This window comes from Streptomyces sp. NPDC046915 (assembly GCF_040644935.1).
Taxonomy (GTDB): Bacteria; Actinomycetota; Actinomycetes; order Streptomycetales; family Streptomycetaceae; genus Streptomyces.
Genome location: NZ_JBEYXB010000002.1, coordinates 432602 through 445973, shown reverse-complemented (window position 1 = coordinate 445973; position 13372 = coordinate 432602). Strand labels below are relative to the sequence as shown.

Annotated in this window: 11 protein-coding genes and 1 pseudogene; 10 read left to right on the top strand and 2 right to left on the bottom strand. The window is 72.1% G+C overall.

Annotated features, from left to right (window positions below):
- Positions 1-16 precede the first annotated feature (16 nt).
- The 10 genes and pseudogenes from ABZ915_RS06775 to ABZ915_RS06730 all read left to right on the top strand — a co-directional run bounded on the left by ABZ915_RS06775 (position 17) and on the right by ABZ915_RS06730 (position 11296).
- Entirely contained in the window at positions 17-1084 is a 1068-nt protein-coding gene (locus ABZ915_RS06775; protein WP_361796947.1) for an ABC transporter substrate-binding protein, read from the top strand.
- A gap of 17 nt (positions 1085-1101) precedes the next feature.
- Positions 1102-1932, top strand: a complete 831-nt coding sequence (locus ABZ915_RS06770; protein WP_361797731.1) for an ABC transporter permease — start codon at positions 1102-1104, stop codon at positions 1930-1932.
- On the top strand, positions 1908-2642 hold the full coding sequence (locus ABZ915_RS06765; protein ID WP_361796944.1) for an ABC transporter ATP-binding protein: 735 nt from the start codon (positions 1908-1910) through the stop codon (positions 2640-2642). Before ABZ915_RS06770 ends, ABZ915_RS06765 begins: the two co-directional genes overlap by 25 nt.
- On the top strand, positions 2639-3973 hold the full coding sequence (locus ABZ915_RS06760; RefSeq protein WP_361796941.1) for an LLM class flavin-dependent oxidoreductase: 1335 nt from the start codon (positions 2639-2641) through the stop codon (positions 3971-3973). Before ABZ915_RS06765 ends, ABZ915_RS06760 begins: the two co-directional genes overlap by 4 nt.
- A 28-nt stretch (positions 3974-4001) precedes the next feature.
- Entirely contained in the window at positions 4002-4904 is a 903-nt protein-coding gene (locus ABZ915_RS06755) for a TauD/TfdA family dioxygenase (protein ID WP_361796938.1), read from the top strand.
- Between the two features lie 120 nt (positions 4905-5024).
- The gene (locus ABZ915_RS06750; RefSeq protein WP_361796935.1) at positions 5025-6401 is read left to right on the top strand and encodes an amino acid permease; all 1377 of its coding nucleotides are present in this window, start codon (positions 5025-5027) and stop codon (positions 6399-6401) included.
- A 343-nt stretch (positions 6402-6744) separates the two neighbouring features.
- Positions 6745-7091: pseudogene (locus tag ABZ915_RS06745) on the top strand (Fe-Mn family superoxide dismutase); the annotation flags it as partial.
- A 190-nt stretch (positions 7092-7281) separates the two neighbouring features.
- Entirely contained in the window at positions 7282-9462 is a 2181-nt protein-coding gene (locus ABZ915_RS06740) for an MMPL family transporter (protein WP_361796932.1), read from the top strand.
- A 5-nt stretch (positions 9463-9467) separates the two neighbouring features.
- The gene (locus ABZ915_RS06735) at positions 9468-10661 is read left to right on the top strand and encodes a sensor histidine kinase (protein WP_361796929.1); all 1194 of its coding nucleotides are present in this window, start codon (positions 9468-9470) and stop codon (positions 10659-10661) included.
- On the top strand, positions 10658-11296 hold the full coding sequence (locus ABZ915_RS06730; protein ID WP_361796926.1) for a response regulator transcription factor: 639 nt from the start codon (positions 10658-10660) through the stop codon (positions 11294-11296). The genes ABZ915_RS06735 and ABZ915_RS06730 overlap by 4 nt, the downstream gene beginning before the upstream one ends.
- A gap of 12 nt (positions 11297-11308) precedes the next feature.
- On the opposite strand, the gene ABZ915_RS06725 is transcribed toward ABZ915_RS06730, so the two are convergent.
- On the bottom strand, positions 11309-11923 hold the full coding sequence (locus ABZ915_RS06725; RefSeq protein ID WP_361796923.1) for a histidine phosphatase family protein: 615 nt from the start codon (positions 11921-11923) through the stop codon (positions 11309-11311).
- The gene (locus tag ABZ915_RS06720; protein WP_361796920.1) at positions 11920-13365 is read right to left on the bottom strand and encodes an FGGY-family carbohydrate kinase; all 1446 of its coding nucleotides are present in this window, start codon (positions 13363-13365) and stop codon (positions 11920-11922) included. The genes ABZ915_RS06725 and ABZ915_RS06720 overlap by 4 nt, the downstream gene beginning before the upstream one ends.
- Positions 13366-13372: the final 7 nt, after the last annotated feature.

Here is a 13372-nt window from a genome sequence, read left to right as displayed (position 1 = left end):
CTCAGGGAGCACTCCCATGTCTTCTCCGCCCGTTTCCGGCTTTGACCGCCGGCTGTTTCTCACCTCTCTGCTGGGTGCCACCGCGGCGGCGGCCGGTCTGAGCGGCTGCGCGGGCGGCAGTGCCGCCGCCGAGAGCGAGGGCGTCTCCACCAAGCCGCTCGCCGACAGGGTTCCGGCCGGCACCAGCCTGAAGATCGCCTCGTACCAGAACGTCCAGCAGTTGCAGTTCAAGCTGGCGAAGCTGCCCAGGCTGCCGTTCACGGTGTCGAGCTGGGTGAACATCGGGGCCGGCCCGGACGTCATCAACGCCTTCCGCGCCAAGTCCCTGGACGTCTCCAACAACGCGGGCATCCCGCCGATCCAGGCGCACTACCAGGGCTTCGACGCGAAGATCGTGGCGATCGACCTGACCCGCAAGCCCAACTACCTCTTCGCCACCAAGCCCGGCAGCGACATCCACACCGTCGAGGACTTCCGTGGCAAGCGGCTCGCCTTCTCGCAGGGCCAGGCCCAAGGGGTCGTGCTGCTGCGGGCGTTGAAGAAGGCGGGCCTGAAGTACGACGACGTGGAGCTGGTCCCGCTGACCAGCAACCAGTTCCTCACCGCCCTTCAGTCCGGGCAGGTGGACATCGCCCCGCTCGCCAACAGCCAGGCCCCCGCCTATCTCAAGCAGTACGGCGGGAAGGGTGCCCGTGTCGTCAAGACCGACGTCGTCGACCTGCTCAACCTGCTGTGGGCGCCGCAGTCCGTGCTGAACGACCCCGCGAAGGCCGCCGCGATCGCCGCGTACATCCCGCAGTGGGCCAAGGGCCAGGTGTGGCAGTACGAGCACCCGGACGTCTGGAACCGGGAGTTCTACGTCAAGACGCAGAACCTGACCCTCGACCAGGCCAAGTCGATCAGCGACCTCGCCAACAAGCCGCTGTTCCCGGCCGGCTGGGACGAGGCGATCAAGTGGGAGCAGGAGACCGCCGATCTGCTCGCCGAGGGCGGCTTCGTGAAGAAGTTCGACGTCTCCACGCTCTTCGACCACCGCTTCGAGGGCATCGCGGCCAAGGCCGTACCGGCGGAGTACCGGAGGTGAGCGCCGTGACCACCACAGTGCACGCGACCACCGTCGCCGCCGCCCGGGACGGGGCCCACCGGGTACGCCGGCGCCGTCGGCTCGCCCCTGGCAAGAGCCTCCCCGCCGCCCGGCTGATCGGCCCCGCCGTCCTCGTCGCCCTCTGGGCCATCGCCTCCGCCGCCGGAACCCTCGACACCAACGCGATCCCGGCGCCCTGGACGGTCCTGAGGACCACCGGCCACCTGTGGACCGACGGCACCCTCCCCACCGACGTGCTGACCTCCCTGCGGCGGGCCGGGTACGGCTTCGCGATCGGCCTCACCGCCGGTGTCGCCCTCGCGCTCGCTTCGGGACTCAGCCGGGTCGGGGAAGCCCTGATCGACGGAACCGTGCAGCTCAACCGGGCGATACCGACCCTCGGTCTGATCCCGCTGTTCATCCTCTGGCTGGGCATCGGCGAGACCTTCAAGATCGCCATCATCGCGATCGTCGTCTACATACCGATCTACCTCAACACGCATGCCGCGCTCTCCGGCATCGACAGCCGGTTCGTCGAACTCGCCGAGGTGCAGGGCCTGTCGAGGCTCGCGTTCATCCGGCAGATCGTGATCCCCGGGGCGCTGCCCGGATTCTTCGTGGGACTCCGGCTCGGCGTCACCGGATCCTGGCTCGGCCTGGTGGTGCTGGAGCAGATCAACGCCACCAGCGGCCTCGGCTACATGATGTTCCAGGCCCAGAACTACGGCCAGACCGACGTCATCCTCGTCGGCCTGCTGATCTACGGCGTCTTCGGCCTGGTCTCCGACAGCGTGGTCCGCCTCGTCGAACGGAGGGTGCTGTCGTGGCGACGCACACTGAGCAGCTGACCCGTCCCGCCGTCCAGCTGCGGGGCCTGACCAGGTCCTTCGCGGGCCGTACGGTCCTCGACGGCATCGACCTCGACCTGCCCGCCGGGCAGTTCACCGCCCTGCTCGGGCACAGCGGCTCGGGCAAGTCGACGCTGCTGCGGGCGGTCGCGGGCCTGGACCACGGCGTCGAGGGCAGCGGGCAGCTCACCGCACCCGAGCGGGTGTCCGTGGTCTTCCAGGACTCACGGCTGCTGCCGTGGCGCCGGGTCCTGGACAACGTACTCCTCGGCGCCGAGGGCAAGGACGCCGGCGAGCGCGGCCGGGCCGCCCTCGAAGAGGTGGGACTCAAGGGCCGCGAGCGGGCCTGGCCCGGCGAGCTGTCCGGCGGCGAGGCCCAGCGCGCGGCCCTCGCCCGCTCCCTGGTCCGCGAGCCCGAACTCCTCCTCGCCGACGAGCCGTTCGGGGCGCTGGACGCGCTCACCCGGATCAGGATGCACAACCTGCTGCGCGAGCTGTGGAAGCGCCACCGGCCCTCCGTACTGCTCGTCACCCACGACGTGGACGAGGCGATCGTGCTCGCCGACCGGGTCCTCGTCCTGGACCAGGGCCGCATCGGCCTCGACCTGACCATCGACCGGCCCCACCCGCGCTCCTACCGGGAACCGGTGCTCGGCGAATACCGCGAGCGGCTGCTGGCCGCGCTGGGCGTGACGGAGGACCACGCATGACCAGACAGCTCCACCTCAACGCGTTCCTGATGAACACCGGCCACCACGAGGCGTCCTGGCGGCTTCCCGAGAGCGACCCGTACGCCCACGTGGAGCTGAGCCACTACGTCGAGCTGGCCCGGATCGCCGAACGCGGCACCTTCGACTCCCTCTTCCTCGCCGACAGCCCCCAGCTGTGGGGCGACCTGGCCCAGCGCCCCGCCGGCGCCCTGGAACCGCTCACCCTGCTCACCGCGCTGGCGACGGCCACCGAGCACCTCGGCCTGATCGCCACCGCCTCCACCTCCTACAACTCCCCCTACAACCTGGCTCGCAAGTTCGCCTCGCTCGACATCATCAGCGGCGGCCGGGCCGGCTGGAACATCGTCACCACCGCCGGCGCCGAGGCCGCCCGCAACTTCGGCCTCGACGCCGAGCCCGCGCACGCCGAGCGGTACGCCCGTGCCGCCGAGTTCCTCGACGTCGCCCTCAAGCTCTGGGACAGCTGGGAGGACGACGCGATCGTCGCCGACAAGGCGGCCGGCGTCTGGGGCGACGACGCCAAGGTCCACCCGCCCCGGCACAAGGGCACGTACTTCAGCGTCGAGGGGGCCCTCAACGTCCCCCGCTCCCCGCAGGGTTACCCGGTCCTCGTGCAGGCGGGGTCGAGCGAGGACGGCAAGGCCTTCGCCGCCCGGTACGCGGAGGCGGTGTTCACCGCCCAGCAGACCATCGAGGACGCGCGGGCCTTCTACGCCGACCTGAAGTCCCGTACCGCGCAGGCCGGCAGGGACCCCGAGCACATCAAGGTGCTGCCGGGCATCGTCCCCGTACTCGGGTCGACCGAGGCGGAGGCACGGGCGAACGAGCGGGTCCTGGAGGACCACATCGTGTACGACCACGGCACGGCCCGCCTGGAGAACCTGCTGCAACTGGAGCCCGGCACCCTGGAACTGGACGAGCCGCTGCCCGCCGACCTGCCTCCCGAGTCCGCGATCGAGGGCGCCAAGAGCCGCTACACGCTCGTGGTGGAGCTGGCCCGGCGCGAGCGGCTCACCGTCCGGCAGCTCATCGGGCGGCTCGGCGGCGGGCGCGGGCATCTCACCTTCGCCGGTACGCCCGAGCAGGTCGCGGACCAGATCGGGACCTGGTTCACCCAGGGCGCCGCCGACGGCTTCAACATCATGCCGGCCGCGCTGCCCTCCGGCCTGGCGGCGTTCGTCGAGCACGTCGTCCCGATCCTGCGCGCCAGAGGCCTGCACCGCGGCGAGTACGGCCCCCGCCGGACCCTGCGGGAGCGCTACGGCCTCCCCCGCCCCGCCAACCAGTACCTGTCCCCCGCGTTCGCCTGAGCCTGAAATCCGCCCGGAAGGAATCCTCATGTCCATCGAGATCACCAAGGTCACCGCACGCATCGGCGCCAAGGTCTCCGGCGCCGACATCTCCCGGCCGCTCGCCCCGGAGGAGGTCGCCGCGATCCGCGAGGCCCTCGACGTCCACAAGGCGCTGGTCTTCGACGACGTGCACCTCGACGACGCCGGCCAGCAGGCCTTCGCCCGCCACTTCGGCGACCTGACCACCGCCCACCCGACGGTCGGCGCGGTCGACGGCGCCCCGAACGTGCTGCCCGTGGACAGCGAGCGGGGCCGCGCCAACCACTGGCACACCGACGTCACCTTCGTCCTCAACCCGCCGCAGGCCAGCACCCTGCGCTCCATCACGATCCCGCCGTACGGCGGCGAGACCCTGATCGCCAGCTCGGCCGCCGCCTACCGCGACCTGCCCGAGCCGCTGCGCCGGCTGGCCGACACCCTGTGGGCGGAGCACACCAACGACTACGACTACGCGGTACCCGACGAGGCCGTCGACGAGGAGAAGGCCGCCCAGCGCGCCCAGTTCACGTCGATCAAGTACCGCACCGCCCACCCGGTGGTCCGCGTGCACCCGCTGACCGGCGAACGCGGACTGTTCATCGGCGGGTTCGCACAGCGGATCGTCGGTCTCTCGACCGGCGAGTCCCGCAAGATCCTCGACCTGCTCCAGTCGTACGTCACCCGACCCGAGAACGTGCTGCGCTGGCGCTGGTCGCCGAACCAGCTGGTCCTCTTCGACAACCGGATCACCCAGCACTACGCCATCGACAACTACGACGGGCAGCCGCGCCGGCTGCACCGGGTGACCGTCGCCGGTGACGTGCCGGTCGGCATCGAGGGCAAGGAGAGCTACTCCATCGAGGGCGACGCCTCGCACTACACGCCCGTACTCACACCGGCCGCCGCGTAACCGTACGTTCACCGCCCGTGCCGCGGGCGTCCGGATGGTGGGCGGCTTCTCCGCGTGAGCGGAGGGGCCGCCCACACTGTGGGCGTTTTTGCCCATCTATTGCACGGGACGAGCCGCGCCATGCCCAGCACCACCGTCAAGGCTCCACCAGAGTCGGACGCCTCCCTCTCCCACGGTCTCAAGCAGCGCCATCTGTCGATGATCGCCCTCGGCGGCGTGATCGGCGCGGGCCTGTTCGTCGGCTCCGGCGCGGGGATCGCCGCCGCCGGACCGTCGATCGTGATCGCCTACGCCCTCTCCGGCCTCCTGGTGATGCTGGTGATGCGGATGCTCGGCGAGATGTCGGCCGCGTACCCGTCCTCGGGGTCCTTCTCCGCGCACGCCGAGCGGGCGATCGGCCCGTGGGCGGGCTTCGCCGCGGGCTGGTCCTTCTGGGTGCTGCTGTGCACGGCGGTCGGCCTGGAGGGCATCGGCGCCGCGCACATCGTCACCGGCTGGCTGCCGGGCACGCCCGAGTGGGCGTGGGTGGCGCTGTTCATGGTGGTGTTCTGCGGCACGAACCTGGCCGCCGTGAAGAACTTCGGCGAGTTCGAGTTCTGGTTCGCCGCGCTGAAGGTCGGCGCGATCAGCCTCTTCCTGGTCCTGGGCGTACTGGCCATCACGGGCGTGCTGCCCGGCACGGACTCCCCCGGCGCCTCGAACCTCACCGACTTCCTCCCGAACGGCGGCGAGGGCCTGGTCATCGGCCTGCTCGCCTCCGTCTTCGCGTACGGCGGCCTGGAGACGGTCACCATCGCGGCGGCCGAGTCGGAGAACCCGGTGCGGGGTGTGGCGAGCGCCGTCCGCACGGCCATGTGGCGCATCGCGCTGTTCTACATCGGCTCGATGGCCGTGGTCGTCACCCTCGTCCCCTGGGACTCGAAGGCGGTCGTGGAGAAGGGCCCGTACGTCGCCGCCCTCGACCACCTGGGCATCCCGGGCGCCGGTCAGCTCATGAACGTGGTCGTCCTGGTGGCCCTGCTCTCCGCCATGAACGCCAACATCTACGGCTCCTCCCGCATCGCCTACTCCCTCGTCGAGCGCGGCCAGGGCCCGAAGGTGCTGGCGAAGCTCTCCGGCGGGGTGCCGCGCATCGCCGTGCTGACCTCCTGCGTCTTCGGCTTCGTCTGCGTACTGCTGAGCTACTGGCGCCCGGACGACGTCTTCCCGTGGCTGCTGAACATGATCGGCGCGGTGATTCTGATCGTCTGGATCTTCATCGCCGTCTCCCAGCTGCTGCTCCGCCGCCGCGTGGAGCGGGAGGCCCCGGAGAAGCTGGTCGTACGGATGTGGGCGTTCCCGGTGCTCACCTGGGTGGCGCTGGCGGGCATGGCGGCGATCTTCGTCCTGATGGCCCGGGAGCCGGACACGCGGGTGCAGCTGTACTCGTCCGGCGGCATGACGCTGTTCCTGGCGGCGGTCGGCTACGCCTGGCAGCGCAGGCGCGCCACGTCCTGACCCTCCTCCCCCTTCGCAAAACGCCCCCGCGACAACCCCGCGGGGGCTTTTTGTTGCTAGCGTGTAGTTGCAAGCTATGTGCAATAAACTGCTTCGAGGGGACCCGCCCATGCCCGTCTACACGCTGCCCGACCTGCCCTACGACTACTCCGCGCTCGCCCACTCGCATGGGTGATGCGCGCCCATGCTCACACCCGCACCAAGCTCCAGCCGCGTAACGTCGGGCAAGGCGGATCAGCGACCCGCCCGGCGGCCGGGAGGGTGGTCGTTGGACGGACCTGAGCGCCGTCAAACTCCCCGGAGCGATCCAGGGGAGAATCTCCGGCCTCAGCGCAGGAGAGAACTCCAATGGCAGAACATGACCGGAAACGGGACGAGCCGAAGCACCTAGAGTCCTTCGGCTCATTCGTCTTGCCTTGAGGGTCGGACTCCTGCTGGGGCGTCCTCGCCCACGAACCGCTCAGCGGCCGGCTGGTCGTCGAGCAGGTCTACGACCACCAGGGCAACATCGGCCAGGGCTCGGTCCCGATCCTGGTCTTCGACGCCCGGGAGCACGCCTTCTACCTCCAGTACAAGAACCAGAAGGCCGACTTCGTCGAGGCCATGTGGCAGGTCGTCAACTGGCAGGACGTGGCCCGCCGGTACGAGGCCGCCAAGTCCCGGGCGGACGTCCTGCTCCTGACGCCCTGACGGCGCCCCGATCGTCCCGCCTCGTGATCGTCTTCTCACCCTTCACGGCGGCGGGCGGAAAGAAGGAAACCCCCGTGAGGACGTGACTCACGGGGGTTTTCCCCTCCTTCCGGGTCCACCGATCGGTGGACGCCAGGTTCAACCGGGTACCCGTGTCGCCCAACTGCCCCACACAGCAAGGCTTTGGGGCATGAAATCACCGACTGTGCGCATAGCGAGCTGGAGTGCGCGGCATCCCTGGAAGGCGGTCCTGGGCTGGCTGCTGTTCGTGGCGTTGTGCCTGGGCGTCGGCGGTGCCGTCGGCACGCACGAGGCGACGACGGCGGACTACCGGGTCGGCGAGGCGGGCCGGGCGGAGGCCATGGCGGCCGAGGGGCACCTGGAGCGGCTGTCCACCGAGCAGGTGCTGATCTCGGCGCGCTCGGGCGGCCTGGACGAGCGGGCCGACTCCGCCGCGCGGGACCTCGGCGCCCGGATGAAGCGGCTGCCCGAGGTCGCGTCCGTGGCCGCCCCGGTACGGTCCTCCGACGGCCGCGTCCTGATGGTCGAGGTGTCCGTCAAGGGCGCGGAACGGGACGCGAAGGACAAGGTCGGCGCCCTGGTCGCGCAGACCGAGGCCGTACAGCGGGCCCATCCCGGGCTGTTGCTCCAGGAGACCGGAAGTCCCTCCATCAGCAAGGGAGTCGACCAGCAGCGCGGCGACGACCTCGCCCTCTCCGAGAAGATCACGCTGCCGGTCACCCTGCTCACCCTGCTGGTCGCCTTCGGATCCCTCACCATGGCCGCCGTACCGCTGCTGCTCGCGCTGTCGTCGATCGCGGCGGCCGTCGGGCTGGCGATGGTCGCCTCGCACGTCTCGCCCGACGCGGGGGTCGGCACGAACGTGATCCTGATGATCGGGCTGGCGGTCGGCGTCGACTACACGCTGTTCTACCTCAAGCGGGAACGTGAGGAACGGGCCCGCTCGGGCGGCCGGCTGGGCAGCGAGGCGCTGGTGGAGCTGGCGGCGGCCACCTCCGGACGGGCGGTCGTGGTCTCCGGGCTCGCGGTCGTCGCCTCCACCGCCACGCTGTACCTGGCCTCGGACGTCATCTTCTCCTCGCTGGCCACGGGCACGGTCGTGGTCGTGCTGGTCGCGGTGGCCAGCTCCCTCACGGCACTGCCCGCCCTGCTGGTCCTGCTCGGCAGGCGCGCCGAGCGCAGGGCGCTGCGGCGGGCCGGGCGCGGAAAGCCCGCCCGGCGGCTGCGGGGCGAGGGCGGCGGCCGGTTCTGGTCCGCCCTGCTCAGGCCCGCCGCCCGGCATCCGCTGGCCGCGCTGTGCGTCCCGGTCCTGGCGCTGCTCGCCCTCGCCGCCCCGCTGAGCGGCCTGAAGATCACCGAGATGAGCCGGGACACGCACTCCCGGGAGATCCCCGCGATGCGCGTGTACGACCGCCTCAACGCCGCGTTCGCGGAGCACCGGGTCACCCACCAGGTCGTCGTACGGGCCGCCGCCGCACAGGAGGATGACGTCGCCTCCGCCCTGCGCGCCCTCGCCCGCCGCGCCGCCGGCGACCCGCTGTTCACCGGCGCGTCCCGGCTCCGCACCTCCGCCGACCACCGCACCAGCACCCTCGAACTACGGGTGCCGTACCTCGGCAACTCCCCGCAGGCGTACGACTCCCTGGACCATCTGCGCCACACCTACCTGCCCGCCACCGTCGGCCGGATCAGCGGCGCCGAGTACGGCGTGACCGGTGACGTCGCCCGCTACACCGACTATCCGGACCACCAGGACGGCAAGCTGCCCCTCGTTCTCAGCGCGTTGCTGCTCGTCACCTTCGCGATGACCGTGTACGCGTTCCGTTCCGTCGTCCTCGGCCTGATCGGCGTCGCCCTCAACCTGCTGTCCGCGGCGGCGGCGCTCGGTCTGCTCGTCCTCGTCTTCCAGCACACCTGGGCCGAGGGGCTGCTCGGCTTCCGCTCCACCGGGTCGATCGGCTCCCGCGTGCCGCTGTTCCTGTTCGTCATCCTCTTCGGACTGTCCATGGACTACCAGGTGTTCGTGGTGAGCCGGATCCGGGAGGCGGTCCTCGCCGGCACCCCGACCCGGCAGGCGGTGCTCGACGGGATCCGGCGGTCGGCGAGCGTGGTGACCAGCGCGGCCGTGGTGATGACGACGGTCTTCGTGAGCTTCGTCTTCCTGCACATCATCGAGATGAAGCAGATCGGCTTCGTCCTGGCGGCGGCCGTCCTGCTGGACGCCTTCGTCGTACGGATCCTGATCCTGCCCGCGGCACTGCTGCTGCTCGGCGAGCGCAGCTGGTGGCCGTCGCGACCGGCCGCGCGTCCGCAACCCGCGCCCGGCAACGCGCTGGTCGACGTACGTTGATCGGTATGACCGCTCTCGCCGCGCCCTCCGCCGACGCCTTCTGGGCCGTGTCGCTGCGCCGGTGGAACGCGGTGTGCTGGGTGCTGTTCGCCGCGATGGCCGTCGGCGTCGCGGCGCTCGGCGGGTCCGACCGGGACACCTTCGCGGCCCTCGCCCTGCTGGCCTGCGTGGCGGTGAGCTTCGCGGTGCTGCACCGCTTCCCGGGCAATCCCCTCGTACGGCCGCACGGCTACCTCGGGGTGCTGGTGGCCGCGCTCGGCGGCCTGGCCTACCTGGGGTCCAGCTACGCGGCGCTGTTCATGGTGACGTTGCCGCACTACTGGATGTTCGGGCGGACCCGGCGGGCGTCGATGGGGTTCCTGGGGCTGGCCACCGCCGGCACGCTCGCGGGCAGCTGGGTGCGGCAGGGCTGGTCGGCGGAGTTCTTCGGCGAGACCGCGGTGTCCACGCTGATCGTGGTCGCGGTGGGCGTGCTGATCGGGCTGTGGGCGCACTCGGTGGTCGAGCAGAGCACCGAACGGGCCCGGCTGATCGTGGAGTTGGAGCGCACCCAGGCCGAGCTGTCGGCGGCGCACCAGCGGCAGGGCGCGGCGGACGAGCGGGAGCGGATGGCCCGCGAGATCCACGACACGCTCGCCCAGGGCTTCGCGTCCATCGTGGTCCTCGCGGAGGCCGCGCGGGCGGGGCTCGTCACCGATCCCGACCAGACGGCCCGGCAACTGCGGTCCATCGAGTCCACCGCGCGGGAGAACCTCGCCGAGGCCCGGGAGCTGGTCGGCTCGGGCAGGGGGCCGGGAGGTGCGGCGGCCGGATCCGTGACCGACACCCTGCGCCGGATCCTGGACCGGTTCGCGGAGGACACCGGGCTCACCGTGGAAGCCCAGCTCACCGACCTCGACTGCGACCAGCAGACCCGGATCGCCCTGCTGCGCTGCACCCAGGAGTCGCTGGCCAACGTGCGCAAGCATGCCCGCGCCTCCACGGTGGGCGTGGTGCTGGCTCAGCGGCCGTACGGGGTGGAACTGGAGGTCACCGACGACGGCACCGGGTTCGTGGTGGAGGCGTCGACGGGGTTCGGTCTCGACGGTATGCGCAAGCGGCTCGCGGAGCTGGGCGGCCGGTTGACGGTGACCAGTTCGGTCGGGGACGGGACACGGATCCTGGCGGTGCTGCCGTCGGGCTGGGAGGGGGCCGCGTGAGCGGGGACAGGCTGCGGGTCGTCGTGGTGGACGACCACACCGTGATGCGGGCGGGGGTGATCGCTCTGCTCGACGGCGAGGAGGGCATCGAGATCGTCGGTGAGGCGGGCGACGGCCGTGCGGCCCTCGACCTCGTGGCCCGCCATGACCCCGACGTCGCCCTGGTCGACCTGCGGATGCCGAAGCTGGACGGCGTCGCCACGACTACCGAGATCGTCGCCCGCCACCCGCGCACCAGGGTGCTGATCCTCACGACGTACGACACGGACGCCGACATCGAACGGGGCGTCGAGGCCGGCGCCATCGGTTACCTCCTGAAGGACACCACCCGGGAGCAGCTCGCCGAGGCGATCCGCTCGGCGGCGCGCGGGGAGACGGTTCTGGCGCCCCGGGTGGCGGAGAAGCTGGTCGCGCGGCTGCGGCGCCCGGTGCAGGAGCCGCTGACGGCCCGGGAGACCGATGTCCTGAGCGCGGTCGCGGACGGGCTGACCAACGCCGAGATCGGCCGCCGCCTCGTCATCTCGGAGGCCACCGTGAAGACGCATCTGCTGCGCCTGTTCGCGAAGCTGGACGTGAACGACCGGACGCGGGCGGTGGTGGTGGCGATGGAGCGGGGGCTGCTGCGGCGGCCCTGAGCCCACCGGTGGCTACGACAGCTCGCAGGGCACGTTGAGCGACAGCAGCGAGGTGATGTCCCCGTCGATGCGGACCTCGCTCACGGCGGCGTTCCGAAACCGCGGGAACACGCGGCGGTATTCACCGAGCGGGATGTCCAGCAGCGAGCACAGCACCAGCCGGAACAGGGTGTTGTGGGCGACGACGAGGACCCGGCCACCGGAGTGGGCGGCGGCGGTGCGGCGCAGGGCGGCCGTGCCCCGGGCGGTGGCGGCGAGGGGGTCCTCGGCGCCGGGAAACGGATGGACCACCGGGTCGGCACGGTAGGCGTCCGCCGCGTCGGGGTTCTCGGCCGCGAACTCGGCCAGCGTGCGGCCCTCCAGCACCCCGAAGTCGCATTCCCGCAGGCCGGGTTCGCGGTGCGGGGTGAGGCCGAGGGCGCGGCAGGCGGGGTCGGCGGTGACGACGGCCCGGGAGAGCGGCGAGGTGACGATCGCGTCGACCGGGTGCGCGGCGGCCCACCGGCCGAGCGCCTCGGCCTGGGCGCGGCCGGTGTCGGTGAGGGCGATGTCGCTCACCCCGGCGTAGCGGTTCTCGGCGTGCCAGACGGTCTGCCCGTGCCGGGCCAGGAGGAGGGCGGTGCTCATGAACCGGCAGTATTCCCTTCGAGGCGGGCGCGTGCGTGGGCGGCGACCGGGCCGGGCAGCCAGCCTCGTGCCTGGAGGCCGTCGAGGAGGCGGGCGTACGGCTCGGTGAAGCGGGCGGTGCGGTCGGGGCGGGGGTCGAGGACCGTGCGGACGTGGACCATGCGGTCGGCGGCGTCGGCGAGGGTGGGGGCGGCGCCGGTGCCGTGGGCGGCCAGCGCGGCCATGCCGAGGGCCGGTTCGGTCTGCCGCGGTACGCGGGCCGGGCGGCCCAGGATGTCGGCGCGGAGCTGGTTCCAGTAGGCGCTGCGGGCGGCTCCGCCGGTGAAGGTGAGGGGGCCGTCGAGGGGGGCGCCGAGGTGGTGGAGGTAGTCCAGGCAGAGGCGCTCCACGAAGCCCACGCCCTGGAGCAGGGCGGCCCACAGGTCGGCGTCGGACACCGGGTCGCCGAGCAGCAGGGCGGTGGCGTCCGGGCGGCGGAACGGGAAGCGCTCGCCCGGTGAGACGAGCGGGTAGGCGACCGCGTTCGACGGCTCGAAGGCGGCGGCACGGGCGTCCAGCGCGGCCGGGTCGGCGCCCGGGAACCGCGCGGCCAGCACCCCCGCGCCGGCGCTGGAGGCACCGCCCGGCAGCCAGCCCCCGTCCGGCGCACGGTGGTTGTAGACCACTCCGGCGGGATCATGGACCGGCTCGGCGGCGGCGCCCTTGAGCACGAGGGTCGTCCCCAGCACCGAGTTCCAGGCGCCCGGACGCAGCGCCCCGGAGGCGATCTGTGCCGCGCACCCGTCGGTCATGCCCGCGATGACGGGCGTACCGGCGGGAATGCCGGTGGCCTCGGCGGCGGCCGGGCAGACCTCGCCGAGCCGGGTGCCGGGGCGTACGACATCGGGGAGCGCGTCCGCCGGAACTCCGGGGATCTCCGGCCAGGCGTCGCGCCCTAGGTCGTACGCCGTCTTGAGGGCGTGGCTGGAATCGGTGGGGACCGGGTGGCCGGCGAGCCGGGCGTTGATCACGTCGGGCTGGTGGGTGACCTTTCCGCCGCCGTTCGCGAGCAGCCACAGCACCTTGGGCAGCGCCCAGCTGTCCTGGACCGCGAGCCCGTCCTCCCGCAGGCCCGCCGCCTCGGCCCCGGCCCGCCCGTCGTCGTACATCAGCGCGGGCCCGAGCGGCTTCCCGGCCGGGTCCGTCAGCAGCACGGTCCCGGAGGTCCCGCACACCGCGAGCCCGCTCACCCGGCACCCGGCCGGCAGCGCCTGCCGGGCGGCGGCGCACACCGCCTCCCACCACTCCCCCGGCTCCTGCTCGTGCCGCGCCCCCTCCCGCCGCCCGTGGCGCAGCGGGGCCGAGCCGCTGCCCACGACCGTGCCGTCCACCGTCGCGAGCAGCGCGCGCACGCCCTGCGTCCCCAGGTCGATCCCCAGCCATGCCTCGGCCCCGGATCTCATCCGGACC

Excerpts from the sequence above, each read along its gene's own strand:
- ABZ915_RS06775 (WP_361796947.1), top strand. The coding sequence starts at position 17 with ATGTCTTCTCCGCCCGTTTCCGGCTTTGACCGCCGGCTGTTTCTCACC.
- ABZ915_RS06760 (WP_361796941.1), top strand. The coding sequence starts at position 2,639 with ATGACCAGACAGCTCCACCTCAACGCGTTCCTGATGAACACCGGCCAC.
- ABZ915_RS06755 (WP_361796938.1), top strand. The coding sequence starts at position 4,002 with ATGTCCATCGAGATCACCAAGGTCACCGCACGCATCGGCGCCAAGGTC.
- ABZ915_RS06750 (WP_361796935.1), top strand. The coding sequence starts at position 5,025 with ATGCCCAGCACCACCGTCAAGGCTCCACCAGAGTCGGACGCCTCCCTC.
- ABZ915_RS06740 (WP_361796932.1), top strand. The coding sequence starts at position 7,282 with ATGAAATCACCGACTGTGCGCATAGCGAGCTGGAGTGCGCGGCATCCC.
- ABZ915_RS06735 (WP_361796929.1), top strand. The coding sequence starts at position 9,468 with ATGACCGCTCTCGCCGCGCCCTCCGCCGACGCCTTCTGGGCCGTGTCG.
- ABZ915_RS06725 (WP_361796923.1), bottom strand. The coding sequence starts at position 11,923 with ATGAGCACCGCCCTCCTCCTGGCCCGGCACGGGCAGACCGTCTGGCAC.
- ABZ915_RS06720 (WP_361796920.1), bottom strand. The coding sequence starts at position 13,365 with ATGAGATCCGGGGCCGAGGCATGGCTGGGGATCGACCTGGGGACGCAG.